This window comes from Salinibacillus xinjiangensis, assembly GCF_009649735.1.
In the GTDB taxonomy this organism is placed as follows: Bacteria; Bacillota; Bacilli; order Bacillales; family Alkalibacillaceae; genus Salinibacillus; species Salinibacillus xinjiangensis.
In genome coordinates this window covers 123,677-149,583 of the sequence record NZ_WJNH01000001.1, presented here as the reverse complement: position 1 = coordinate 149,583, position 25,907 = coordinate 123,677, and the positions used below count along the sequence as shown (strand labels likewise).

At 39.9% G+C, this 25,907-nt stretch carries 22 protein-coding genes; 21 read left to right on the top strand and 1 reads right to left on the bottom strand.

Annotation, left to right across the window (positions count from 1 at the left end; all coding sequences use genetic code 11):
* Positions 1 to 28: 28 nt before the first annotated feature.
* From GH754_RS00680 to GH754_RS00580, 21 genes are all read left to right on the top strand, one after another.
* Complete coding sequence (locus GH754_RS00680; RefSeq protein WP_153726809.1) at positions 29 to 772, top strand: GntR family transcriptional regulator; 744 nt, start codon at positions 29 to 31, stop codon at positions 770 to 772.
* Between the two features lie 191 nt (positions 773 to 963).
* Positions 964 to 2,088, top strand: a complete 1,125-nt coding sequence (locus GH754_RS00675) for a tartrate dehydrogenase (protein ID WP_153726808.1) — start codon at positions 964 to 966, stop codon at positions 2,086 to 2,088.
* Positions 2,089 to 2,410: 322 nt separating this feature from the next.
* A complete protein-coding gene (gene fumC / locus GH754_RS00670; protein WP_323741819.1) occupies positions 2,411 to 3,799 on the top strand; it encodes a class II fumarate hydratase in 1,389 nt (462 codons plus the stop codon).
* Between the two features lie 174 nt (positions 3,800 to 3,973).
* A complete protein-coding gene (locus GH754_RS00665) occupies positions 3,974 to 5,029 on the top strand; it encodes a TAXI family TRAP transporter solute-binding subunit (protein WP_153726807.1) in 1,056 nt (351 codons plus the stop codon).
* Positions 5,030 to 5,123: 94 nt separating this feature from the next.
* On the top strand, positions 5,124 to 7,151 hold the full coding sequence (locus tag GH754_RS00660; protein WP_228550085.1) for a TRAP transporter permease: 2,028 nt from the start codon (positions 5,124 to 5,126) through the stop codon (positions 7,149 to 7,151).
* Between the two features lie 134 nt (positions 7,152 to 7,285).
* A complete protein-coding gene (locus GH754_RS00655) occupies positions 7,286 to 7,939 on the top strand; it encodes a GntR family transcriptional regulator (protein WP_153726806.1) in 654 nt (217 codons plus the stop codon).
* 157 nt (positions 7,940 to 8,096) lie between these two features.
* The gene (locus tag GH754_RS00650; RefSeq protein WP_153726805.1) at positions 8,097 to 8,978 is read left to right on the top strand and encodes an HpcH/HpaI aldolase/citrate lyase family protein; all 882 of its coding nucleotides are present in this window, start codon (positions 8,097 to 8,099) and stop codon (positions 8,976 to 8,978) included.
* Between the two features lie 58 nt (positions 8,979 to 9,036).
* Positions 9,037 to 10,194, top strand: a complete 1,158-nt coding sequence (locus GH754_RS00645) for a CaiB/BaiF CoA transferase family protein (RefSeq protein WP_153726804.1) — start codon at positions 9,037 to 9,039, stop codon at positions 10,192 to 10,194.
* Positions 10,195 to 10,208: 14 nt separating this feature from the next.
* On the top strand, positions 10,209 to 11,132 hold the full coding sequence (locus tag GH754_RS00640; RefSeq protein WP_153726803.1) for a hydroxymethylglutaryl-CoA lyase: 924 nt from the start codon (positions 10,209 to 10,211) through the stop codon (positions 11,130 to 11,132).
* Between the two features lie 16 nt (positions 11,133 to 11,148).
* Positions 11,149 to 11,943: an enoyl-CoA hydratase/isomerase family protein gene (locus tag GH754_RS00635; protein ID WP_153726802.1), complete on the top strand. Its 795-nt coding sequence runs from the start codon at positions 11,149 to 11,151 to the stop codon at positions 11,941 to 11,943.
* A gap of 85 nt (positions 11,944 to 12,028) precedes the next feature.
* Positions 12,029 to 13,189 (top strand): acyl-CoA dehydrogenase family protein, encoded by a 1,161-nt coding sequence (locus GH754_RS00630; RefSeq protein ID WP_153726801.1) that lies wholly within the window; start codon positions 12,029 to 12,031, stop codon positions 13,187 to 13,189.
* 157 nt (positions 13,190 to 13,346) lie between these two features.
* The gene (locus GH754_RS00625) at positions 13,347 to 14,702 is read left to right on the top strand and encodes an MmgE/PrpD family protein (protein ID WP_153726800.1); all 1,356 of its coding nucleotides are present in this window, start codon (positions 13,347 to 13,349) and stop codon (positions 14,700 to 14,702) included.
* Between the two features lie 11 nt (positions 14,703 to 14,713).
* Complete coding sequence (locus tag GH754_RS00620) at positions 14,714 to 15,235, top strand: PaaI family thioesterase (RefSeq protein ID WP_153726799.1); 522 nt, start codon at positions 14,714 to 14,716, stop codon at positions 15,233 to 15,235.
* Complete coding sequence (locus GH754_RS00615; protein WP_153726798.1) at positions 15,232 to 16,074, top strand: fumarate hydratase; 843 nt, start codon at positions 15,232 to 15,234, stop codon at positions 16,072 to 16,074. The genes GH754_RS00620 and GH754_RS00615 overlap by 4 nt, the downstream gene beginning before the upstream one ends.
* Before the next feature lie 12 nt (positions 16,075 to 16,086).
* Entirely contained in the window at positions 16,087 to 16,638 is a 552-nt protein-coding gene (locus GH754_RS00610) for a Fe-S-containing hydro-lyase (RefSeq protein WP_153726797.1), read from the top strand.
* On the top strand, positions 16,595 to 17,905 hold the full coding sequence (locus GH754_RS00605; RefSeq protein ID WP_194841240.1) for an MFS transporter: 1,311 nt from the start codon (positions 16,595 to 16,597) through the stop codon (positions 17,903 to 17,905). The genes GH754_RS00610 and GH754_RS00605 overlap by 44 nt, the downstream gene beginning before the upstream one ends.
* Positions 17,906 to 17,914: 9 nt before the next feature.
* Complete coding sequence (locus GH754_RS00600) at positions 17,915 to 19,417, top strand: SLC13 family permease (protein WP_228550084.1); 1,503 nt, start codon at positions 17,915 to 17,917, stop codon at positions 19,415 to 19,417.
* 55 nt (positions 19,418 to 19,472) lie between these two features.
* On the top strand, positions 19,473 to 20,639 hold the full coding sequence (locus tag GH754_RS00595) for a mandelate racemase/muconate lactonizing enzyme family protein (RefSeq protein WP_153726795.1): 1,167 nt from the start codon (positions 19,473 to 19,475) through the stop codon (positions 20,637 to 20,639).
* A gap of 69 nt (positions 20,640 to 20,708) precedes the next feature.
* Positions 20,709 to 22,130: an amidase gene (locus GH754_RS00590; RefSeq protein ID WP_194841239.1), complete on the top strand. Its 1,422-nt coding sequence runs from the start codon at positions 20,709 to 20,711 to the stop codon at positions 22,128 to 22,130.
* A gap of 125 nt (positions 22,131 to 22,255) precedes the next feature.
* Positions 22,256 to 23,746: a sodium:solute symporter family protein gene (locus GH754_RS00585; RefSeq protein ID WP_153726793.1), complete on the top strand. Its 1,491-nt coding sequence runs from the start codon at positions 22,256 to 22,258 to the stop codon at positions 23,744 to 23,746.
* Positions 23,747 to 24,027: 281 nt separating this feature from the next.
* Positions 24,028 to 24,432: an acyl-CoA thioesterase gene (locus tag GH754_RS00580; protein WP_153726792.1), complete on the top strand. Its 405-nt coding sequence runs from the start codon at positions 24,028 to 24,030 to the stop codon at positions 24,430 to 24,432.
* Positions 24,433 to 24,486: 54 nt separating this feature from the next.
* Here the strand turns inward: GH754_RS00580 and GH754_RS00575 are convergent, their stop codons facing one another.
* A complete protein-coding gene (locus GH754_RS00575; protein ID WP_153726791.1) occupies positions 24,487 to 25,866 on the bottom strand; it encodes a Glu/Leu/Phe/Val family dehydrogenase in 1,380 nt (459 codons plus the stop codon).
* Positions 25,867 to 25,907 lie beyond the last annotated feature (41 nt).

Genomic DNA, 25,907 nt, shown 5'->3' with positions numbered 1-25,907 from the left:
AAAACAGTTAAGTAGATTGGGTGTTCGTATGAAAAAAACTTCAGAAGATGAAAGAGAAGAGAAAATTAAAGGAGACTTCCTACTTTATTTAGAGGGATTAAAAGACTTCGAACAATACCGCTTACCCCAACGCGCCTATCATATTATCAGGTTAGCCATTCGGGACCTGATTCTACCGCCTGGGAGTATGATTCTAGAGCGTGAAATGAGCGAGGCACTCGAGATGAGTCGAACCCCGGTTCGAGAGGCTTTAGTACGTCTTGAAACGGAAGGGGTACTTAGACTTGTGCCTAGGCGTGGTTTTGTGGTTGAACCGATTGAGAAGCAGGATTTGGTGGAAATTTATGATATTGCTGGATCTTTGGAAGGGTTAGCTGTGGATCTTGCGACTTCTAATGTGGGGCAGGAAGAAATAAAAATACTTGATGAAATTGTAGCCGAACAGGAACAAGCCCTTGAACAGAAGGATCTACATAAATGGGCCCAATTGGATGATCGATTTCACTCCTCGCTTATTGACTTTTCACAGAGTAAAAGACTTCGATCCGTGATTGATATTCATGCAGATCAAATCTATAGGGCTCGATTATTCACGATTAGGTATCGACCTCTGCCTTTTCAGTCCATTGAGGAGCACAAGGCTATTATTTCTTGTATAAGAGCGAAAGACCCGAAAGCCTCTAGACTCCTTATGCAATCTCATCGTAAGCGTACATTGAAGGAAATATTGAAAGTTATTGATCAGAGTAATGGAACTGAAGAAGAGAATTAATCAAAACCAGCTGCTTTATGAGGAAGTAGCTGGTTTTTTATGCAATCAGCCCAATCAACGTATACATTAAATGATATACAACAGGTAAATACACAAAATTACAGAATAATTAAAATAATCATTGACTTTAATGTATACATTAATTATAGTTAAACTAGAAGATTACTAAACTAGTTGGGAGAGTGCTGAAAATGAGTGAATCTAAAAAATTTCGTTTAGCCGTAATTCCAGGAGACGGTATTGGAAAAGAGGTCGTGCGGGAAGGATTACGGGTGCTTGATTTCTTTGAGCAAAACTCTGGTGGTAAATACTCTTTTGAAAGCGATTTCTTCCCTTGGGGTTGTGAATATTATTTAGAGCACGGAAAAATGATGGATGAAGATGGTGTCGATAAACTAAGAGACTATGATGCTATTTATTTTGGAGCTGTTGGATTCCCAGGAGTTCCAGACCATGTGAGTCTATGGGGGCTACGTATTGCGATTTGCCAAGGGCTGGATCAGTGGGCAAACATTCGTCCTGTTGAATTTTTACCTGGGGTACCAAGAAGGCTTAACCATCCTGAGGCTGATAAGCTAAATTGGGTTTTAATTCGTGAAAACTCAGAAGGGGAATATTCAGGTGTAGGTGGACGTAACTTCACAGGCCGCGGACCTGGAAAAGAAGTTGCAGTTCAATCCTCTCTTTTTACTGAGCATGGATGTGAACGCATCATCCGTTATGCCTTTGACCTTGCTCGCACACGTAAGCGTAAAAAGGTTACAAGTGTAACGAAGAGTAACGCACAGCAATTTGGAATGGTCCTATGGGATGAAGTGTTTGAACATGTCAGTAAAGAATATCCAGATGTTGAAACCGATCAGTGGCTGGTTGATGCTATGGCAGCTCAGTTTGTTTTACGTCCTGAAGAACTTGAAGTAGTCGTGGCTTCTAATTTATTTGCAGACATATTATCTGACTTAGGTAGTGCTCTATCTGGAAGTTTAGGAATTGCTGCTAGTGCAAATTTGAATCCAGAACGTCGGACGCCAAGTATGTTTGAATCTGTTCATGGTTCCGCGCCTGATATCGCAGGAAAAGGAATAGCCAATCCAATTGGAACTATTGGAAGTGCAGCGCTTATGTTAGATCATTTAGGGTTACAGGAAGAAGCCGAGCAATTGAATCAAGCAATCCGAGAAACGACTCGACAAGGTTATCTGACAAGAGATTTAGGTGGGACACATAATACAGAGGAAATCACCGACGCCATCATCGATAATTTAGGTAAAATTCAAGCGAATCAAGATACAAAGGAAAAATCTACTTCACATTAATCTTTATACTTCAAAAAAGGAGACGTATCAAGGGATTTCAGGTAAATCACATGCGTCTCCTTAAACCCAAGTCACTAAAATGAACAATCATTTAAAATATATTGACAATTTAGAAAATAGCCAATATAATGAAGAAGATATTTTGGATACAAAATACAATACATGAGGCCACCCTTATTTTTCATCAAAGAATTATTACATAAACATTTATTTGTAAGCGCTTTACAGGTGGCGTAAATAATAAGGGGTGAAAAAGGTGAGTTCGATCGACTCTAAAGATCTCACAACACAACCACAAAAAAGAGAAACAAGGGGTGAAGCTGTGGAGTACAGAATTGAGCGGGATACTATTGGAGAGATGAGGGTTCCGTCAGACAAGCTATGGGGGGCACAAACCCAACGCAGCAGTGAAAATTTTAAAATTGGAACAGAGCGCATGCCGGAGGAAGTTATTAAAGCCTTTGCCATTTTGAAAAAAAGTGCTGCCTTAGCGAACCAAGAAATTGGACACTTAAATAAAGAAAAAGCTGAAGCCATTGCGAAAGTGGCAGATGAAATTATTGAAGATAAGCTAAAAGATCATTTTCCGTTGGTCGTCTGGCAAACAGGTAGCGGAACCCAATCTCATATGAATATCAATGAGGTTATTGCGAATAGAGGAAACCAGCTGCTAGAGGAAGCCGGTAGCTCTACTCGAATTCATCCGAATGACGATGTGAATTTATCGCAAAGCTCAAATTGTAATTATCCGACAGCCATGTACATAGCTGCTGTTACTGCTGTTGAGGATCAAGTGTTACCTGCATTAGCTGAATTTAAGGAAACCTTATATCAGAAATCACAAGAATATAAAGACATTATTAAAGTTGGACGTACCCACTTACAGGATGCGGTTCCCCTTACATTGGGGCAAGAAATTAGTGGGTGGCATCGTATGCTTGAAAAGTCTGAAGAGATGATTCAGGAAAGCTATAAAAAAATGGCAGAATTAGCCTTTGCGGGAACGGCTGTTGGGACAGGTTTAAATACCTATAAAGAGTTCCCGGGAATAGCAGTGAAGATGATTAGTTCATTTACAGGAAAATCCTTTGTTCCAGCCAAAAATAAATTCCATGCCTTAACGAGCTATGATGAGGTTGTCTATACACACGGAGCCTTTAAAGCGTTGGCAGCGGATTTAATGAAGATTGCGAATGATATTCGTTGGTTAGCAAGTGGACCAAGAAGTGGAATTGGAGAAATTACGATACCGGCTAATGAACCGGGAAGTTCCATGATGCCAGGGAAAGTAAACCCTACACAATGTGAGGCACTCACGATGGTATCTGCCCAAGTAATGGGGAATGATACTACCATTGGAGTTGCAGCCAGCCAAGGGAATTTTGAGGTCAATGTGTATAAACCAGTCATTGCATATAATTTCATACAATCTGCTAGGTTGCTAGCGGACGGAATGAGATCCTTTAATAAGAATTGCGCAAAGGGTATTGAGCCTAATCATAAAGTTATTGAAGAAAACCTGAACAACTCTTTAATGCTAGTTACTGCATTAAATCCACACATCGGATATGAAAATGCTGCTAAGATTGCCAAAAATGCTCATGAGAAAGGCTTAACTTTAAAAGAGTCGGCTATCGACCTTGCAATTTTAACAGAAGAAGAATTCGATCAAATTGTTGACCCATCTAAAATGATACAACCAATTCAATAATATACCAACCTATTACTCTACAAAAAATACTTCTAGCATTCTCTAAACAACACTTACCTAGATAAACTCACAAGAAATTAGTCGGGAAGAAGTTCTACTCTTTGACTGTTTAACTAAAGGGTCAGGACTAAAATATAGAACTTCCAAAATCATATATCTTAAGGAGGAATAGCGATGAAAAAGACCAAGTCACTTTTATTTTTTCTGATGACACTATTCTTGGTAGTTGCTCTTGCAGCTTGTAGTGATAGTGAAGAAGCAGGTGACGCAGAAGGTTCAGGTGATTCTGAAGGTTCAGGGGGCGAAGTTCAAGAGCAAGAATATCCAAGCTCTGTCACAATTGGAACAGGTTCACAGGGTGGAACCTATTACATTTGGGGTGGCGGTTTAGCTAGTTTGTTAGGCGACCTTGATGTAACAGCTAACGTTGAGGTTACTGGTGGTCCAGTTCATAACATTCAACTCCTAGATTCAGGGGATATCCAACTAGGTATGGCCACTGTTGGTCCGTTTTATGAAGGTTATAACGGAGAAGGTGAATGGACTGCAGGCAACACATACAAAGACTTGCGTGTTATTTTCCCAATGTATGTGACACCATTCCATTGGTACTCGAATGCTAGTACAGGTGTAACGAATATTAGAGATCATGAAGGTGAAAGAGTAGGTGTTGGTCCAGCAGGAGGAACACCAGGTACTTATAACCCGCAAATTTACGAAGCATTAGGCATCGAAACGGGTGAACAAGTACAAGCTGGTGCTAGTGACATGACTACACAATTGTTGGATGGTCAATTAGATCACGTTGGATTCGCAGCTGGTATTCCAATCGCAGCTGTAACTGAAGCTGAAACACAAGCAGAAATCAACATTTATGGTATTGATGGTGAGGACCGTTCAAAGGTTATTGAAGAATTACCATTCTTCCAAGAGTTTACAATCCCTGAAGGTACTTACGAACAACAGGAAGGACCAATTGAAACCATCGGGCAATACAACTTTGGTATTATCAATAAAAATGCAAATGAAGACTTTGTATATGACCTTGTAAAAGCATTCCATGAAAACAATGATCAAATGGTTCAGACTCATGCATCTGCTAAAAATGCAACAGAAGAAGCCATTTTAAATAACAAAGAATTCCCTATGCACCCAGGTGCCATTAAGTACTATGAAGAAGTTGGAATTGACTTACCTGATGCAGTTTATCCAGAAGAATATGAGAAATAAGAGAAGCTTTGTTCTCTAGGTTGAATCAGTGATGATTCCCTGCTGGTTAGCAGGGAATCTATCATACTTTTATTACTTGCCAGGAGGAGAGTTTATGTCAGAAAAAGAACAAAACAAACATCAATCATTGGACAATGAAAAAGGCCAAGAGTCGTTCATGTCTTCCCCCCCAACTGATGAAACAACTGGTAAAATTGACACAACAGTTAATGAGGAAGAACTAGAATCCTCTAATACCAGGACATTAACTGGTTGGGTAAAAAAGACTTTTACAATAATCGCTGTTATTGGCGCAATTTTCCACTTATATATACTAAACCTTCATCCGATTGACCCCTGGGTTTTTCGAAGCACCCACCTTGTGTTTGGTTTGGTCTTGGGTCTGATGCTCTATCCCGGTTGGAGGACAAAGTCGAATAAAGTCCCAATCATAGATTGGATTCTGATCATTATTTCCATTTATGTTGGGTATTATATTTTTGCAAATTTAGAACAGTTGATTTTTAGAGTTGGGGTGGCACCAACTGATATGGATGTGTACGTTGCATTAGCTGGTTTGTTGTTAGTTTTTGAGATTACTCGACGTACAAGTGGTTGGGTTCTCCCAATCATTGCATCTGTATTTGTGGTTTATGTATTTGCGGGACCATATTTGCCAGGAATTCTGCACCATACAGGCTATTCAGTTGAACGTTTTGTTACCTATATTTACAGTTTGAATGGGGTTTTTGGTGTAACTTTAGCGGTATCGTCTAAATACATTATCTTGTTTATTATCTTCGGTGCTTTCTTACAAAAATCAGGAGTAGGACAGTATTTTATAAACGTAGCGTTTTCCATTGCAGGAGGTTTAAGAGGAGGTCCAGCGAAGGTAGCGATATTTTCCTCAGGTTTAATGGGGATGATTAATGGAACCTCAGCTGGAAACGTAGTGGCAACGGGGTCCTTAACGATACCTTTAATGAAAAAAACGGGTTATCCTTCTCGGTTCGCAGCTGCTACGGAAGCAACGGCATCAGCTGGTGGCCAGTTGCTACCACCTATTATGGGTGCCGGCGCATTCTTGATGGCAGAGGTAACGGGTATTCCATACTCAGAAATCATTATTGCAGCGATTATTCCAGCTGTCCTATATTTTATTTCAGTCTACTTTATGGTTGATTTTCAAGCCATTAAAGAAGGGCTAAGAGGACTGCCGCGAAAGCAATTACCAAGTTTTAAATACATCATTAAAAAGGTTTATTTATTTATTCCCGTATTATTGCTGATTGTGATGCTTGTCAGTGGTTTTTCTGTTATTTTCGCTGGAACAGCTGGTATTATTTCTTGTTTCATTTTAAGCCTATTAAGTAAAGAAACTCGAATGAGCATAAAAGATTTAATCGGTGCTTTTGAATTGGGTATGAGAGATTCCTTACAATTAATAGCTATTGTAGCTTGTGCAGGTATTATCGTTGGAGTAATTTCCTTAACTGGTGTAGGCCAACGCTTTAGTACGATGTTGTTATCCATAGCGGATACCAATATATTCCTAGCTCTACTATTTGCAATGGCACTTGCTGTACTTTTAGGAATGGGGATGCCGACAACAGCAGCCTACGCGGTCGCAGCATCTACGGTTGCCCCCGGGCTAATTAATATCGGTATGGAACCATTATTCGCTCATATGTTTGTCTTTTATTATGCTGTAATCTCTGCTATTACTCCACCAGTTGCCCTAGCAGCATTTGCAGCAGCCGGTATATCGGGAACCAATCCGATGAAAACGGGGGTAAAAGCCTTCCAAATTGGTTTAGCAGCATTTATCGTGCCATTTGTATTTGTGTATAGTCCAGAATTATTATTACAAAGTGAAAATATTATGGGTACGATCCTAGCTACTGTTACCGCTATCATAGGGGTCTATCTTCTAGCAGCCGCTGTGCAAGCATGGTTCTTTGGTAATAAGGCTGGTTGGTTAAGTAGACTTATTTTACTCGGTGCTTCACTAATGTTTATTTGGACTGGATTCCAGACAGATATTATTGCCATTGCTCTCGTTGTCATTGCAATTGTCATTCAGAAGGCTGCCAAGAATTCAAATCCTCCACATTCCGAACAGAAAGCAGATCTTTCACAATAGTTAAGTACTAAGGAGTATAGCTAGATGATTCTAGTCTATACTCTGCTTAACCAGGGTTTTGTCTATCTATTGCATTTTATTTCGGTTACAATATATTGATATAAAATTAATTTTGTGTGATAGGAGAAATTCTTATGTCGAAAACGGTAGATCTTCGCATCGGTAACCGAGAAATGTTACACAACAAAGTGTGTACGGTACTAAGAAAAGCGATTTTAAAAGGAGATCTTAAACCAGGAGAACGTCTCGTTCAAACTGAATTAGCTGAACAAATTGGTGTGAGTCGCATGCCAGTTAGAGAAGCTTTACGAACGTTAGAAATTGAAGGTCTCGTAACGATGGAGCCACATAAAGGTGCGATTGTTCGCACGATTAGTAAAGAGGATATTGTAGAAATTTATGAATTGCGGGCTATCTTAGAGCCGATGGCGTTAAAAAAAGGTATCCCAAACTTTACAGAAGAGGACCTCGAAAATCTGAAAAAATACCACCAACAAATGGTTGAAACAGATTCGGATGAAGTCTATACGGAGCTTAATGCTAAGTTTCACAAGCTGTTATTTAGTCGAACGCAAAGTCCAAGGCTATTAGGATTTATTGAGACCATTTCCCTGGGGTTCGCCCAAGATACTCCGTTAATTATTACGGGGCAAATTAAAAAATCCAATCAAGAACACGAGCAAATCTTACAATCTATTTTAAATCAAAATATTGAGCAAGCAGGGAATCATCTAGCCCATCATATTAGTAGGACAGGAGAGGAGCTTATCACCTCTTTAGATAAATAAGAAAAATCAATCGTAAGCCCCTTTTGTAAACAAGGAATAAGAATGAATTTTTAAAGTATTCTATAATATCAGTTTACAAAAGCGGGTGATTGTATTAAGCTTAAATTGTATCCAATCTTACAATATCCACCCATCCGATTGTATAAACCCCGCTTAAATGTGTGAAAAAGGAATGATGCTATTGATCATATCGTGGTTGTTTATTCCAGGGAGCCAAGATAAGTTTTTGAATAAGGTCAAGGATGTAAATGCCGACGCTTTCATATTTGATTTAGAGGATTCCGTTTCAAATCAGGATAAGAAAATGGCTAGAATAAAAGTTTCTCGTATGGTTCAAAGCTTTAAACAAAACAGAAACTACATTAGGGTTAATGCGATCTCTACCGAATATTTTTTAGATGATCTTTACGAAACCGTTACAGAAGGATTATCAGGAATTGTACTTCCGAAAGTAAATGCAAAAAATGACATTGTTATAGTAGATTATCTATTAAGTGCTGTGGAGCGGAAAATAGGACTAAAGGAAGGTACTATCTCTGTTGTACCAATAATTGAAAACGCTTTAGGGCTTAGAAATGCATTCGAAATTGCCACTTCAAGTGAACGGGTGAAACAGTTGGCGTTTGGAGCAGAAGATTTTATGCTCGATTTGAATGTAAGTACAGAGGAAAGAAAAAATGGTATGACATACGTTCGGTCCAAGCTAGTAGCCGACTCTAGAGCGGCCAACATTGAACCACCAATTGATGCTATTTATCCTGATTTTAAAAATGAAGAAGGCTTCAAGCTAGATGTTGAAATGGGAAAACAACTAGGATTTCAAGGGAAGTTATTGATACATCCTAAGCAAATTCCAGTGGTAACTGAAATTTATGCTCCAACACCAGAAGAGTTAGATGAAGCCAAACGTATAGTTACTAGCTATGAGCAAGCTAGACAGCATGGGCTAGGGTCAATTGAGGTAGATGGCAAAATGGTGGATATACCAGTAGCTGAGCGTGCAAAGAGGATTCTATCTTATGTAGATTCTAGCAACTGAGGATTATCAGTCTTTATTCAATACTGCACGTATTCAGAGATAAGGAGGAGAGGAATATATGTTGCCTTTAGAGGGTGTTACAGTTGTAGCAATCGAGCAGGCAATTGCAGTGCCATTTGCAACACGGCAACTAGCTGACTTAGGAGCTCGTGTGATCAAGGTAGAGCGACCAGAGGTGGGCGACTTTGCTCGGAATTATGACACAACCGTTAGAGGGATGTCTAGTCACTTTGTGTGGTGTAATCGATCCAAAGAATCCATTACGCTTGATCTGAAATCAGAAGAGGGGAAGCAGGTCCTCAGTCGATTACTAGAAAAGGCTGATGTCTTGATTCAAAACCTTGCGCCGGGTGCTTTAAGGAGAATGGGTTTTGATCCCCAAAAATTACTAGAAAAGCATCCTGAATTGATTGTTTGTAGTTTGAGTGGATATGGAGAAGCGGGTCCATATGCCAATAAGAAGGCCTATGACTTACTTGTACAGTGTGAAGCTGGTCTCGTATCCCTAACTGGAACAGAAGATACCCCTTCTAAAACAGGTATTTCAAGTGCCGATATTGCAGCAGGAATGTATGCGTATACCGGAATTCTTACTGCGATTCTAAACCGTATGAAGACAGGTAGGGGAGACATTATTGAAATCTCAATGCTTGAAGCACTCGGTGAATGGATGGGCTATCCGATGTATTACAGTGCATACGGCGGTCAAGAGCCAAAGCGTACTGGAGCTAGTCACTCCACCATTTATCCATATGGCCCTTTTGCATGTGGAGATGGGAAAACCGTATTTTGTGGTTTGCAAAATGAAAGGGAATGGGTCATTTTTTGTGAAAAGGTACTCTTAAACCCTGAGATTGCCACAGATGAGCGGTTTGATGCAAACGCCAAAAGGTCAGAAAATCGTGAAGTGCTAAAAGAAATTATTGAAAAGAGCTTTGTGAGCTTAACCTCGAGTGAAGTTATTGAAAGGTTGGAACAAGCCAAAATCGCGAATGCTCGTTTAAATAACATGAAGGACTTTTTTGAACATCCTCAATTACAAGCTCGCAACCGCTGGGATGAGGTTCAAACGCCGGTGGGGAATATTAAAGCGCTGAAGCCACCTGTTACAATGGATGGCTTGGAAACGCGTATGGATCCAGTACCAGAATTAGGCGAGCATACAGATAAGATTCTCAAAGAATTAGGGATTGAAGATACAGCCAATCAAAAGTAAGTGGGGGGAGACACATGTACTGGCCAGAAACAGTAACCATTAATGATGTGGGACTAAGAGATGGCTTACAGTTGGAATCTACAATACTGACGGCGGAGCAAAAAAAGCTCATCGCGGATGGATTGATAAAAGCTAATGTCAAAACGATAGAATTTGGTTCCTTTGTACATCCAAAGCTAGTTCCACAAATGGCAAACAGTGGGGAAGTATTTGAGTTACTTAAGAATCAGGGTGATGTAAAACTAATAGCATTAATTCCCAATTTAAAGGGAGCGCAAAATGCAGCATCCAAAGGAATTAAACAAGTCAACACCGTGTTTTCAGCAAGCAACACACACAACCTCCAGAATATAAAACAGACAACTCAAACCTCCATAGAAAACTACAAACAGATTAAAGAATTTTGTGATGAACACCATATGAAATTAGATGTATCACTCGCAACTTCCTTTGGTTGTCCATTTGAAGGTGAGATTTCTGAATCAAGAATTCACTCTATTATCGGTCAAATTACACAAATTGGGGTAGACACCATTACATTAGCTGATACAACAGGTATGGCCAACCCGAAGCAAGTATACGAGCTTGTCAATGGGGTTGTGGCTCAATTTCCTGACCAAAAGTTTAATCTTCACTTTCATAATACTAGAGACATGGGACTACCCAATATATTAGCAGGAATTCAAGCGGGAGTTAGTAGCTTTGATGCAGCCCTTGGTGGATTGGGTGGCTGCCCATTTGCCCCGGGAGCTACGGGTAATGTGTGTACAGAAGATGTGGTTCACATGTTACATAACATGGGCATTGATACAGGGATAGATTTAGATCAATTACTGAAAACATCAGCTTTATTACAGGACTTAGTTGGCCATGAATTACCTAGCAGTGTGTTGAAGGCTGGGAAATCAAATCGTAAATATGAAGTACCTGTAAGCTAAATAAGGGGGAGAAGTCATGGCAAATTGGGAAACACTTAAGCTCGAACAAGATGAGGAAACCAAAGGGGTTTACACACTGACTTTAAATCGTCCTAAATCTATGAATGCGTTGAATACAAGAATGGCAGAGGAATTAGTTGCGTGTTTAAAAGATTTGAAGGAACAAAAGGATTTACGAGTTTTAGTGGTGACAGGATCCGGGGAGAAAAGTTTTTGTGTAGGAGCAGATTTAAAGGAACGTAACGGGATGACCAATGAGGATTGGCGCCGTCAACATGACATTTTTGAAGAAGCTTATGGATTATTAAGAGATTTTCCATTTCCGGTTATTGCAGCTGTAAATGGATATGCTCTCGGCGGAGGTATGGAAATGGTGTTAAGCTGCGACCTTCGTATTTTTGCTGAGCATGCCAAGGTCGGAGTTCCGGAGGTGAAAATTGGAATTATTCCAGGTGTTGGAGGAACCCAACTTTTACCACGTAGTATACCTGTTGGTTTAGCAAAGGAAATATTGTTTAGAGGTAATCAGGTACCAGCAGAACGGGCCCAGGAAATTGGTCTCGCCAACTATGTCGTCCCATCTGAACAATTAACAGCAAAAGTGCTTGAAGTAGCAAGAGATATTGGGAAGAATGCACCCCTTTCCTTAAAGGCTTTGAAGCACTCCATTAATAATGGATTACAAACCGACATTAACACAGCACTGAATATCGAGCTAGATCAATATTATAAATGTGCAAATTCAGAAGACCGCTTAGAAGGAATTCGCGCCTTTAACGAAAAGCGTCAGCCTGAGTGGCAAGGGAAGTAGGGACGGAGGGACAGGTCCCTTGTCCCATTTCCAGACATGTCATTTTTATATGATAAACTCAATCGACTAACGGGAGGAATTTACAATGGCCAAAAGTACAAGTGAAGAATTAGATTTAATCCGAAGCAGTGTTCGCTCTCTATGTGAGAAATTCCCTGAGAGTTATTGGAGAGAAACAGATGAAAATAAGGCGTATCCAGAAGAATTTATTCAAGCGCTAACAGATGAAGGCTGGTTATCTGTACTCATTCCTGAAGAATATGGTGGGGCAGGCTTAGGCATGGTAGAAGCTGGTGCCATTTTAGAAGAAATTAACCGTTCTGGTGGAAACGCTGGTGCTGGTCACGCTCAAATGTATACGATGGGGGCAATCCTTCGTCATGGGAGTGAGAATCAAAAGCAACGTTACTTACCGAAAATTGCTAGTGGTGAGCTTCGTCTTCAAGCTTTTGGAATCACCGAGCCTACAGCAGGTAGTGACACGACTAGTATTGAAACAACAGCGGAGTTGAAAGGGGACCGTTACATAGTTAATGGGCAAAAGATTTGGACTTCTCGTGCCGAATACTCTGATCTTATGCTCTTATTGGCTCGTACTACGCCAAAGGATCAAGTGAAAAAGAAAACTGATGGGCTAAGTCTCTTTATTCTCGATATGCAAGACCAAAAAGACAACATCACCATTCGACCTATCGATACAATGATCAATCATGCTACGACTGAAGTGTTTTTTGAGAATGTGGAAATCCCAGTTGAAAATCTTGTGGGTGTTGAAGGGAAAGGATTTAAGCAAGTATTGAGTGGGATGAATGCAGAGCGTATTTTGATTTCCTCTGAAAGCATTGGAGATGGACTATACTTCGTGGATAAATCTGTTCAGTACGCTAATGAACGTGAAGTATTTAACCGTCCTATTGGTCAAAACCAAGGAGTACAATTCCCAATTGCGGAATCTTATATGGATATAGAAGCAGCTAAACTCATGCGTAATAAGGCGGCAGAAATGTTTGATGAAGGGGAAAATTGCGGGGCGGAAGCGAATATGGCAAAGTATTTAGCTTCTGAAGCAACCTGGAAAGCAGCTAATGCAGCGATGACTACATATGGAGGGTATGGATTTGCAACGGAATATAATATTGAACGTAAATTCCGTGAGGCCCGTCTATTTATCGTTGCACCAATTACAAACAATTTAGTTGTCAGCTACGTTGGACAGCATGTGCTCGGCTTGCCACGCTCTTTCTAAAGAAATTATGTAGTCCTTGAAACACCATCAAGGACTACAACCTATGTCTGAATATTCATAATCATAAATAAATGGTATACTAAGTTTAGTTAAAGAGACGGAAGGGACACGGTACCTGTCCCTCCGTCCCACCGAAAATAAAGGGGAGGAAATTTTGATGGGGTTAAGTGAAGAGTTAGCTCGCTATGTCAAACGCACGTCCTATGAAGATTTGCCGGAAGATGTGGTTTCGTTTACGAAGCTTTGTATTTTAGATTACTTTAGTTCAGCGTTTGCTGGTGCGAAAAAACCACCTGTCCAAATGATTAATGAATTTATTAAGGAAATGGGCGGAGAGGAGCAAGCAACCCTAGTCACTGGTGGCAAAAACTCAGTCGCTAATGCGGCATTTGTTAATGGAGCAGCTAGTCATATCGTAGAACTTGATGATATCCATAAAGCCTCTATTATTCATGCTGCAACCGTAGTCATTCCTGCAGCTCTAGCGATAGCGGAGTGGAAGGAAGTTAGCGGAAAGGACTTCATTACAGCTGTTGTAGTTGGTTATGAAGTTTGCTATCGAGTTGGGGAAGCTGTCTCTCCATCTCATTACTATTATTGGCATAACACGGCAACCTGTGGAACGTTTGGTTCAGCTGCGGCAGTTGCTAAATTACTAGATCTAAGTGAAGAGGAAATCGCTCACTCCATAGGAAGCGCAGGCACACAAGCCGCAGGACTATGGGAATTTATTGAAGATGGAGCCAATACGAAACAATTACACCCAGGCAAGGCAGCGATGAATGGTGTTATTAGTGCATTGTTAGCACAAAAGGGATTTACAGCTGCTAGCAAAATCTTAGAAGGAAACAGAGGCTTTTTTGAAGCGATGAGTGAGGATTACGATTCATCTAAAATCACGGAAGGCCTAGGTGACACCTTTAAAATTGTTGAAAACTCATTTAAAATTCACGCCTCATGTCGTCACACACATCATGCCATGGATTTAATGGTCGATCTATCAAAAGAACAACCACTTCAGTTAACCGACATCGATAAAATTTCAGTCAAAACCTATCAAGTAGCTCTTAACATAACAGACAACGATCATCCAACAACACAATATGCTTCCAAGTTCAGTCTACAGTTTTGTACAGCACTCGCCTTGTTAAAAGGTACCGGTGGTTTAGATAGTTTTAATGATGACACCCTTTGGGATGAAGAAATAAGGAGTCTCATGAAAAAAGTTGATGTAGCCGTGGATCCTGATATTGACGCGGCATACCCAGAAAAGTGGGGTGCTAAAGTTGAGGTTCACTTGAAGAACGGGCAAACCATTGAAAAGCTGTCCGATTTTCCAAAAGGCGACCCAGAAAACCCTGTGACGTCTGAGGATTTAGTGGCTAAGTTTATGGACCTAGCCAAGGATTTACCAGAAGCTACACGACGATCATTGTCTGACAGTCTATTAAACCTAGAATCATTGGACAACGTAGCTGAATTATTGGCATTTGAACAGGCAACGACAAACTAAGGAGGTCCATCATGGGAGTCAATCAAACAAGAACATGTGAAACCCGCCAACAATCCATTAAACAAATAGAGCAAAGGCTTCATCATTGTTCAGAACAGGAACTCTCCATTTTAGAGCATACGATTAACGCTCTAGAGCAAACATCATCCATGCACTTGATTGGTAGATTCCTAGGTATTAAGCAAGTTGATAATCAAATGATTATGAAGCTTGGACCACAAAATGAAAATATCTATGGAGTGGCTCAAGGTGGAGCGGTGTATACACTTGCGGATGTTGCAATTGGATTTCATATAAAGGAGAGGCTCCCGGAAAATAAACAGGTGTATACCCTAGAATTAAAGGTCAATTTCCTTAAAAAGGGCGAGGGTGAAAAGCTAATAGCAAAGCCCAAAATTGTGCAATGGGGAGGCCGAATTGTCGTTTCAGAATGTAGTGTTTACAACGAGGACAATGAAGTCGTAGCCCAGGCACTTGGAACATTTTATGTGAAAAAAATCCGCAACCAAGAGAGTGGGGAGGACTATAAATGAAAGTAATCCATTATGAGGATATTGTAGAAAAAGTAGCAGAGATGTGTATTGAGGCTAATTATGACCTAGGTGAAGATGTCATGAATGCCTTTCAAGCTGCTCTAAAAACGGAACAATCTGAGACGGGAAAAGAAGTACTGAGCCAATTAATTGAAAACGCGGACATCGCAACGAAGCAACGTGTTCCTATGTGTCAGGATACTGGCACTGTTGTCTGTATTGTAGAGCTAGGACAGGATTGCCATATTACGGGCGGTAGTCTTTACGATGCCATTAATGATGGAATACGAAAAGGCTATGGGGATGGATATTTACGAAATTCTATAGTCAAGGATCCGTTGGAACGTAAAAATACGGATGATAACACGCCAGGTATCATCCATATTGAAATGGTAGAAGGAGATCAATTAAGCATTCATATGACCGCGAAAGGCGGAGGTGCTGAAAATATGAGTGACTTAAAGATGCTTAAGCCATCGGATGGTATTCAAGGAATTAAGGATTATATTTTAGATGTTGTGCGGGTTGCCGGACCAAATGCTTGTCCACCGCTTGTTGTAGGAGTGGGGATTGGAGGAAATTTTGAACGGTGTGCCTATTTAGCCAAAAAGTCATTGTTCCGTCCAATTGGGGAAAGGCATAAAGATCTTGAGGTAGCGGATCTTGAGGTAGAGTTAATGGAGGAGATTAATAGACTCGGCATTGGTCCTCAAGGAATGGGCGGAACCACCACTGCACTTGATATCAAAATAGAGGTTGAGGCCTGTCATATTGCTGCTCTTCCAGTTGCTGTTAATTTAAATTGCCATGCTAGTCGTCACAAAGAAGCGACATTGTAAGGGGGATACCACATGTCAAAACACATTCAAGTTCCATTCAAAAAAGAAGACATTTTAGCCTTAAGGTCAGGAGATCGCGTTCTATTAACAGGTACGGTTTACACAGCTCGTGATGCTGCACATAAACGAATGGCTGAGCAAATTGAAAAAGGAGCCCCTTTACCATTTGATGTAGAAAATCAAGTGATTTATTATGTCGGACCAACCCCGGCTAAGCCTGGGCAAGTGATTGGTTCAGCCGGGCCAACAACGAGTAGTCGAATGGATAAGTTCACACCAGCTCTATTAGATATGGGGCTTAGGGGCATGATTGGAAAAGGATATCGAAGTGAAGAAGTAAAAAAATCAATCGTAAAAAATCAAGCTATCTATTTTGGCGCGATTGGAGGCTCAGCGGCCTTAATCTCTCGTTCCATCAAGTCAGTTGAAGTAATTGCTTATGATGATTTAGGAACTGAAGCGATTCGAAAGCTTGAGATTGAAAATTTTCCTGTCGTAGTCATTAATGATGCCCATGGAAATGACTTGTATCGTGAAGGTGTCGAAAAGTACAGACAGATTTAAAGGTATGGTGAAAGAGTTGAGTTTACATTTGATGGGAAATAATCGGGAATTACATCAATACCACCATAGAGAACCACAATTTTGGAAAATTACATTAGGGCTGACCTTAGCATCACTGTATAACTTCGCTAATTTATATATGGTTCAGCCCTTATTACCTCTTTATACGAGGGAGTTTGGCATATCGCCAACAACATCTAGTTTAGCTCTTTCACTAACGACATTTTCTCTCATCATTAGCCTGCTAATATTTGGTTTTTTATCGGATCGAATTGGTCGAATTGGAATTATACATTGGACCTTATTTCTATCAGTAATACCTTTGTTTCTTATACCCATTACCGAATCCTATATATGGCTTCTGATTGGACGTCTTATTTCTGGAATTTTGATTGCTGGGCTTCCTGCGGTGGCTGTTGCTTATATAAGTGAAGAAATTGCGCCAAATAGCCGAGGTCTTGCTGTATCTTTATACATTGCCAGTAATGCGTTAGGAGGTATGGGAGGAAGAGTTCTTGGAGGCGCTTTTGCTGAACATCTGAGTTGGCAACAAGGTTTTTTAACATTGGGTGCTATAGGATTAGTGATCAGTGTGCTATGTTTTCTAGTCATCCCCAAATCCCAGTTTTTCCAACAAAATCATCGCTCATACAAGCAGGATATTTTAGGGATGGCTATACATTTGAAAAAAACTAAGCTTTTGTTTGCCTTTATATTTGGTTTATTGATCCAGGTGGGGTTTTCTGGGGTGTGGGTCTATATTCCATTTCATGTTGAAAAGGAGCCTTTTTCTTTATCGGTACAAGCGATTTCACTATTGTTTCTTACATATTTATTTGGTGTGGTTGGCTCACCAATTGCGGGTAGATTAGCGGATCGCTTTGGGCTGATGAGAATCATGAGTATGGGATTACTCGTTATGACAGCTGGAACTTTAGTGACATTAGGAAATCATTTGTTTTATGTGATTTCTGGTTTATCTCTTATCTGTCTTGGGTTCTTTATTATGCACTCCTTAACATCCACATGGGTAGGAAATACAGCTACTCACCATAAAAGTGGTGCGACGAGTTTATATCTTTTTAGCTACTATATGGGGGTGACACTAGGTGGAACTACGCTTGGTGTCATTTGGTCAAATTACGGGTGGCTAGGTGTCGTAGTGATTTGTGCCATCTTGCCCCTTATTTCAGGGATGATATTTTTTCGTATGATGGTTAGTGACACAAAGGAAGCTCGTACACTAACGGAAAACTATGAGGGATAGGAAGTCTTTTTGAAATTGAAACATATGAGAAGGGTGAATGATTTGGGTATTCCTAAAGTAAATGAACAACAGACCAATCAAAAACTAGCTAAAGGTGCGGTATTAACCGAAAACCACAAAAAAATAATAGGTTTTGCTGTCGCAATCATCCTTTTTATGGTGATGTATTTCGGACTTCCAGCAACATTCGATCACTCAGCAAGAATAATGGTTGCGATTGTATCTACGGCCATTGCGTTATGGGCATTAGAGCCAATTCCACTCGGATTAACGGCTGTTATCGTTTTACTCTTAATGATGATATTTAATGTAGCCACAACTGATGTCGTGTTTAGCGGCTTTGCATCCCCTGCCGTCTTCCTTATTATTGGAGGAATGATGCTAGCCAGAGCAGTAAATGAAACTCCTTTAGCCAAAAGAGTGACATATTATATTTTGTCGAGATGGGGAGGAAGTGCGAATGGCTTATTAGGGAGCTTTTTAATCATTCCGCAAATTCAAGCCTTTTTTATACCGGCGACCGCCGTCCGCACAGCTCTTCTTTTACCTGTCGTACAAAATGTGCTCGACATGATTGGGGCTAAGCCAGAGAGTAAATTAAATAAAATGATATTACTTGGCGTGTCTTATGGCGGAACCATTAGTGGCACGGCCGTGATGACAGCAGCTATCGGAAATATTCTAACAGTAGAGTTACTGAATAGTTTCTTAGATCTTAAAATCACTTATTTCCAATGGTTTCTTTATGCGCTACCCATATGGATTTTACTAATTCCGTTGCTGTATCTTTTACTGATAAAAATTTTCCCGATGAAGGAAGAGGAAGCCTTGTTTCCACATGTGAAAGAGGAAATGAGTGAAAGAGTAAAAGAATTTGGGCCGATGAGTATGGCAGAAAAACGCTGTCTGTTTGTTTTAATTTTAACAGTTTTACTATGGGTGCTTGAACCATTACACGGTTTTCATCCTAGTGTTCCTGCATTAATTGGGGTAGCCTTAATGACGCTTCCTGGGATTGGATGTTCATCATGGTCGACTGTCGTAAAAATCAATTATGACACTGTTTTGTTGATAGGAGCCACACTTTCTGTTGGATATTCCCTAAATGAATCAGGTGCAACCGAACTGTTAGGGGAGAGCTTAAGTACGCCTTGGGTGATTTCTTTAATGGAAAAACCGATTGTCTCCATTATCTTTATTTTAATAATCACCCATCTGTTTCACCTTGCTATATCTAACGTAGCGACAGCAGTGGTAACTTTGATTCCAATTTTTATTGGCTTATCTGTAGAAGCTGGAGCTGATCCTTTACTCATCTGTTTCACTGCATCCATTGCTTGCCTGCACGGATATATTTTAGTCGTAGAAACCATGCCGAATGTACTTGTTCATAGCACAGGAAGGATTTTACAGCGGAATTTCTTGATGCCTGGCATCTATATGACACTAATTATGATCTTAGTAACCGTAGTCGTTGCCCTTACATGGTGGCGTTGGATTGGCCTGTATTAATAAGTTAGCAATAATTTTACAAATAAACATTTTAGTAAAAGGGAGAGGATTTTCTATGAAAATAGTAGATATCAAAGAAAAAGCAGTACCGATCAAATCAGAAATTTCTAACGCGTACATTGATTTCAGCAAAATGAATTGTTCCGTTGTCGCGATTGTAACAGACGTATATAAAAATGGCAGAAGAGTGGTAGGATATGGCTTTCACTCAAATGGCCGCTATGCGCCTAGTGGATTATTACACGAACGCTTTATTCCAAGATTATTAGAAGCAGATTCAAATGCAATTTTAAATGAAGAGGGAACCAATTTTGACCCACATAAAATCTGGGATGTACTGATGACTAATGAAAAGCCAGGTGGCCATGGTGAGCGTTCCGTTGCAGTGGGAACGATTGATATGGCGGTTTGGGATGCCGTGGCTAAGATTGAGGAGAAGCCACTCTATCAAGTTCTTGCTGAACGTTATCGTAGTGGTAAAGTCGATGATAAGGTTTTTGTTTATGCTGCTGGAGGCTATTATAGCCCAGATAAGGGGCTGAAAGAGCTGCAAGAAGAAATGAAGGGATACTTAGATTTAGGTTATTCTGTTGTGAAAATGAAAATTGGTGGAGCTTCTCTTGAGGAAGATTTAAAAAGGATAGAAGCAGTATTGGAAGTTGTACCTAGTGGCCGAAATCTTGCTGTCGATGCAAATGGTCGCTTTGATCTCGAAACCGCTCTTGCATACGGTGAGGCCATGGAGCCTTATAACTTATTCTGGTACGAGGAAGCGGGAGACCCACTAGATTTCCAACTTCAAGCTGAGCTGTCCAAAAACTATAAAAATCCAATGGCAACTGGGGAAAATCTCTTTTCCATGCAGGATGCACGTAACTTAATCCGCTACGGTGGAATGAATCCAAAGCAGGATACACTACAATTCGATTGTGCCTTAAGCTATGGTCTTGTTGAATATTTACGAACTCTTGACATGCTGAAGGAGAATGGGTGGTCTGCTCGTAATGTAATTCCACATGGTGGTCACCAAATGTCATTAAATATCGCAGCAGGACTCGGAATGGGAGGCAATGAATCCTACCCAGGTGTGTTTGAACCATTTGGTGGTTTTGCAGGTAATACTCCAATTGAAGATGGGTATGTCGGTTTGCCTGATGTGCCGGGAGTTGGTTTTGAGGCGAAGGAGAATTTAATTAAGGTGTTGCGGTCAGTGGCTGAGTAAATAACATGGACTCTGTAACCAGGGTGAGTTACCTCACCCTGGATCATCTAATTTATGAGGGGTGTAAACATGTATGCATTAGATTCTTTTCTAAGCTTAAACCTTACAGAAGTGTCTACTAAAATTAAACAGGGAGAGATATCTCCAGTGGACATTGTAACTGCTCTTATAAACAGAATTGATACTGTTGATTCCAAATTAAACTCCTATATAACCGTTAATAGAGAAGGAGCTCTTGCAACTGCAAAAGAGAGAGAAAAAGAAGTTTTAGAGGGGAAATACAGAGGGCCTTTACATGGAATTCCAATTGGCTTGAAAGATCTTATAAATACAAAAGGACTGAAAACAACTTGTGGCTCTTCTATTTTCGAAAATCACATTCCGGATGAAAATGCAGAGTTGGTTAATAGATTAGAAGAAGCGGGAGCTATTATAATTGGCAAAAATAACACACATCAATTTGCTTATGGTCCAACTGGCGATAGGTCGCATGTTGGTCCTGTTAGAAATCCATATAATATCAAGAAAATGACAGGAGGGTCGAGTAGTGGGTCAGCTGCATCAGTAGCAGCCTGTTTAAATTATGGAACAATAGGAACAGATACAGGAGGTTCTGTACGTATTCCTGCTTCATTTTGTGGGGTGGTTGGGATGAAACCTACCTATGGAAGAGTAAGTAAGAGGGGAATTTATCCATTATCGTGGACGCTAGACCATGCTGGCCCCTTAACGAGAAGCATTATGGACAATGCTTTAGTTTTAAATGCTATTTCTGGATATGACCCATTAGATCCTGATTCGAAAGAAACTGATCAAGAAGATTTTAGCAGGTATATTGGACTAGGAATAGAAGGGAAGGTAATTGGTATACCTAAGAGTTATTACTATGAAAATTTAGACCCTGAAATTGAACAGTCTATATATCAAGCTATTGATTGCTTCAAAAGGTTAGGTGCGAGTATTGTCGAAGTGGATATACCTAGTATGGAAGAGATTTCAGAGGCACAAAAGGTTATTTTGAAAAGTGAGGCATATGCCGTTCATGAGAATAATCTAAAAGAATTCCCAGAATTATGGGATGAAGAAGTTAAGGAACGACTGCTAACAGGACTTAACGTAAGTGGTTCAGATTTCGCAAAAGCACTTAGAGTCCAAAAAATAGCTAAGCAGGAATTTGCTAATGTGCTAGATTCGGTGGATGTATTATTAACGCCGACAATGTCAATTCTTCCACCTGATGTTAATGCTAGATTTTTATCAGATGATTATGATGATAGTCAGCACATTCGTTGGCAGATTCTTAAGCTAACTGCACCAACTGACTTAAATGGATTCCCTAGCTTAACTTTGCCTAGTGGTTTCTCTAAGGAGGGTTTACCAATTGGTGTCCAGCTAATTGGTATGGAGTTTGAAGAAGCTAAGCTTTATCAATTTGGATATGCCATAGAACAAGAGTTGTCATTAAATTTGAATAGAGTAGAAATCGAATAACCTATCTAAACAGCTTAGGCTAGTATTTTATAACTATTTTTCATAGTTAAATTGACAGACTATTATGTTTACAAATAAAATAGACTAATAATTCCGCAAATTTTGATAATGGAGGAGGTAGCCGCATGGTTAGTACTTTACTTTGGATTGAATTTAGCGTATTTATGCTTGTCATGGTTTTTGTAAGTATTTATGCAGCAAAAAGAACGAAAACGATTCAAGATTTTGCTATTAGTGGTGCGAATTTAGGTCCATATGTATTAGGGTTGTCATTCGCAGCAACATTTTTCAGTGCAGCTACATTTATGGGGTATCCAGGTTATTCTTATGCTTGGGGATTTAGTAATCTATGGTTATTTTTATCTTTAATTGGGGCTGCACCGTTAGGTATTATTGCAGTAGGTAAAATGGTCCGAAAGTTAAACACTAAACAGAAATCGCTATCCTTACCTGATTGGCTCGGCGATTATTATAATAGTGATTTTTTACGATTAGGATCTGGAATAATTATGCTCTTTAATATTTTTTATATTGCAGCACAATTTTCAGCAGGAGCACAAATTTTTCAGAATATGCTTGGCCTAAAATATATGACCGGTCTCATTATTATTGCAGTAATTGTTATTGCATACGTGTTTGTCGGTGGTTCCTATGCTGACGTATATACGGATGCTGTCCAAGCTGTACTTATGGTTATTACAGGTGTAGTCGTTTTTATATCAGGAATTATCTTCTTCGGAGATGGGAACATCAATACTGCTTTTACCAACATCTCAGAAAATTTAGCCTCTCAAGATGAAAAGCTTTTAAGTATCTTTAATCCTGAATCAAATTATTACGCAGCTACTGCTGTTTTAGGTTTATTTATCATTCAATTTGCATTTTCATCTCAGCCTCAACTATTTAATAAAGTCTTATCTTTGAAGAACCCTAAAGATCTTCGCAAAATGATTGCAACATATATCACAGCAGCTACGTTATGTTTACTAGTTCTTTTTGGCGGATTATACGCAAGAGTTGCTGTACCAGGCTTAGAAGCAGCCGATCAATCCTTACTTGAATATGTTACATGGGGCATGCCTGCTGCACTGGCAGCTTTTGTCGGGGTTGTTATATTAGCAGCAGCCTTATCCACAACAGATGGTTTATTTGTTGTTATGTCCACTGTATTTGCTAATGATATTTATCGAAAGGTGTTAGTTAAAAGAGGGATTGTAAAAGCGGATGAAGATAAAGTAAACAAAGTGTCGCTTAATATCAGTCGTTTTGCAGTTATAGTAGTTGGGATTGCCGCTGTTACCATTGTGTTGAATCCTCCACAATTTTTAGGAGATTTTATGTGGATTGGTATTTCAGGAGTATCAGCAGGAACATTGGGACCAGTTCTATATGCGGTATTTAGTCGTAAAAAAGCATCCCCTCGCGCAGCAGAATCATCAATGGTCATTGGTTTATTATCTTATTTAGTCATCTTTTTTGGCGGATTTGAATCAAGTCCACTTGCGGCAGGCGGTTGGGCTACACTAGTTGGTATTGGTGTTATGTGGATTCTAGCCTCTGTGTTAAAACGACCTAAAACAATTGAACCAGACCCAGACGTAAAGGTTGAATTATAATAGGCGTACTTTCTTTCATAATATGTTATGAACGTGGTGAAGGGAGGAAAAAACGTGTGGATTAATTCTATGTTATCCATATGGTTATATTCTACAATTGGATTTTTACTCATAAGTGGGTTTGCATTGTGGAAATGGTATGGAAGTGAAGATGAATAATAATTAGTAACTAAGGGGCGTGTGCTTTATACGCTCCTTGTTTTTTGCTTGGTTGTAAGGAGGATTTTTTATACTGAAAAAGAAAATCTATAAAGTAAGACTTGGAATAAAGGAGGTAACCTATGTATCTAACCAAAATCCACCCCCGCGTCTCCGAAACTGACGGCGTCGGTCATATCAACAACACAACCGTCCCCATCTGGTTTGAAGCCGGACGAAATGAAATTTTCAAGCTTTTCACACCAGATGATAACTTCGATAATTGGAAGATGATTATATTAAATATGAGCGTCGATTATGTGAGTCAAATTTACTTTGGGAGAGAAGTGGCTGTACATACTTGGGTAAAGAAAATAGGGAATACGAGTTTGCAATTATATGAAGAAATTCGACAAAATGATAGAATTTGTGCTAAGGGAACCGTGACTTATGTGAATTTTAATTTGCAGATGCAGAAATCAGATCCGATTCCAGAGGGGATTAGGAAGGAATTAAAACATCATTTATTCGACGATACTGATTATTAAGGTGATGAGTTAGCAAAAATGAAAAAGCACCAGGTTCGCCCTGGTGCTCTAGTATTAATACAATTTCCCCTGACGATACAAGATCGTCGACAGCTTCATCACCGCGTGAATATAACAGTTCTGTCTTAAAGGAAAAGGATCCCCAAAAAACTGTGGTAAGATGGTATCCATAGTTTGCTTCATCTTATCCGTAAGTGATTTAAACACTTCCTCCTCACTATAAAATTGAGTTTCTCGCCCTTGTAGCCACTCAAAGTATGACACAATGACCCCGCCTGCGTTTGCTAAAATATCCGGTACGATGATGACCCCGTTGTCACTTAACACTTTATCAGCCTCACCTGTTATAGGGGCATTGGCACCTTCTACAATAATTTCAGCTTTAATTTTATCGACATTATCCTTGTGAATTTGATCCTCTAAAGCGGCTAGGATGAGTACGTCGACATCTAAATATAAGAGATCGTCACGATTACGGATGTCAGCCTTTACTTCAGCCTGCTCTAATTGGTCTTCAGTAGTTGGTAAATCGCCGTTGTTTTTATTCGCAAAGTCGATTAACGCTGGGATGTTCAGTCCTTCTGAGTTATAAAGGGTTACATTTGCATCACTCACAGAGATTACTTTATTGTGTAAATGAGTGCAGTTATAGGCTTCAAGAGCTGCAACTGACCCCACGTTCCCGAACCCTTGAACAGCTAGCTTTAATGGTTTACCTGCATGAGCCTGGGCAGTCTTTGCAAATACGTTGTCGGTATTCGTCAGGAGGTTGGTCTGACTGTTTACGAAGTCATACATCATGTATTTAAACGTAAAATAAACGCCTTTACCTGTAGCTTCTCGTCTTCCTAATGATCCACCGTTGACAACACTTTTTCCGGTAAAGCTACCTCGATAAGGCTCACCTGGTTTGATGCTCTTATATTCGGACATCATCCAATCCATTTCACGATCCCCAGTCCCAACATCAGGTGCAGGTATATCTTTATCAGGACCTAGGATATCGCTAAAATAATGAACATATTTTACGGCAATTTGGTGTAGTTCTTTTTCAGCATAATCACGTGGATTGATGACAACGCCACCTTTTCCTCCACCAAAAGGTACCTCATGTAAGGCATTTTTTAATGTCATTAGGGCAGCTAGATTGGTTACCTCTTCTTCATTAACGGATTCGTGGAAACGAATTCCTCCTTTGAAAGGACCTAGTGTATTATTATGCTGGACACGGAAGGCGGGAATACGTGCTACTCTGCCGTTTTCTAATGCTACGCGTAAAAAGGACTTGTGAATATGATTGGGTGTGGATAGGATAGACGCTAAGGAAGTGAATGCTCGTTCTCGTGATTGATCTTGTAAATTAGGTAAAAATGTTTTGTCCTCTAATAAAGCATCTAAGGAGTTTTGGACAATATCTCCTGTTTGACTTGCCATAGATACATACCTCCGTTTTTCTTATATATTTCCATATATAT

Coding starts and splice junctions, on each gene's coding strand:
- GH754_RS00680 (WP_153726809.1), top strand. CDS start 29: ATGAAAAAAACTTCAGAAGATGAAAGAGAAGAGAAAATTAAAGGAGAC.
- GH754_RS00675 (WP_153726808.1), top strand. CDS start 964: ATGAGTGAATCTAAAAAATTTCGTTTAGCCGTAATTCCAGGAGACGGT.
- GH754_RS00665 (WP_153726807.1), top strand. CDS start 3,974: ATGAAAAAGACCAAGTCACTTTTATTTTTTCTGATGACACTATTCTTG.
- GH754_RS00660 (WP_228550085.1), top strand. CDS start 5,124: ATGTCAGAAAAAGAACAAAACAAACATCAATCATTGGACAATGAAAAA.
- GH754_RS00655 (WP_153726806.1), top strand. CDS start 7,286: ATGTCGAAAACGGTAGATCTTCGCATCGGTAACCGAGAAATGTTACAC.
- GH754_RS00650 (WP_153726805.1), top strand. CDS start 8,097: ATGTGTGAAAAAGGAATGATGCTATTGATCATATCGTGGTTGTTTATT.
- GH754_RS00645 (WP_153726804.1), top strand. CDS start 9,037: ATGTTGCCTTTAGAGGGTGTTACAGTTGTAGCAATCGAGCAGGCAATT.
- GH754_RS00640 (WP_153726803.1), top strand. CDS start 10,209: ATGTACTGGCCAGAAACAGTAACCATTAATGATGTGGGACTAAGAGAT.
- GH754_RS00635 (WP_153726802.1), top strand. CDS start 11,149: ATGGCAAATTGGGAAACACTTAAGCTCGAACAAGATGAGGAAACCAAA.
- GH754_RS00630 (WP_153726801.1), top strand. CDS start 12,029: ATGGCCAAAAGTACAAGTGAAGAATTAGATTTAATCCGAAGCAGTGTT.
- GH754_RS00625 (WP_153726800.1), top strand. CDS start 13,347: ATGGGGTTAAGTGAAGAGTTAGCTCGCTATGTCAAACGCACGTCCTAT.
- GH754_RS00620 (WP_153726799.1), top strand. CDS start 14,714: ATGGGAGTCAATCAAACAAGAACATGTGAAACCCGCCAACAATCCATT.
- GH754_RS00615 (WP_153726798.1), top strand. CDS start 15,232: ATGAAAGTAATCCATTATGAGGATATTGTAGAAAAAGTAGCAGAGATG.
- GH754_RS00610 (WP_153726797.1), top strand. CDS start 16,087: ATGTCAAAACACATTCAAGTTCCATTCAAAAAAGAAGACATTTTAGCC.
- GH754_RS00605 (WP_194841240.1), top strand. CDS start 16,595: ATGACTTGTATCGTGAAGGTGTCGAAAAGTACAGACAGATTTAAAGGT.
- GH754_RS00595 (WP_153726795.1), top strand. CDS start 19,473: ATGAAAATAGTAGATATCAAAGAAAAAGCAGTACCGATCAAATCAGAA.
- GH754_RS00590 (WP_194841239.1), top strand. CDS start 20,709: ATGTATGCATTAGATTCTTTTCTAAGCTTAAACCTTACAGAAGTGTCT.
- GH754_RS00585 (WP_153726793.1), top strand. CDS start 22,256: ATGGTTAGTACTTTACTTTGGATTGAATTTAGCGTATTTATGCTTGTC.
- GH754_RS00580 (WP_153726792.1), top strand. CDS start 24,028: ATGTATCTAACCAAAATCCACCCCCGCGTCTCCGAAACTGACGGCGTC.
- GH754_RS00575 (WP_153726791.1), bottom strand. CDS start 25,866: ATGGCAAGTCAAACAGGAGATATTGTCCAAAACTCCTTAGATGCTTTA.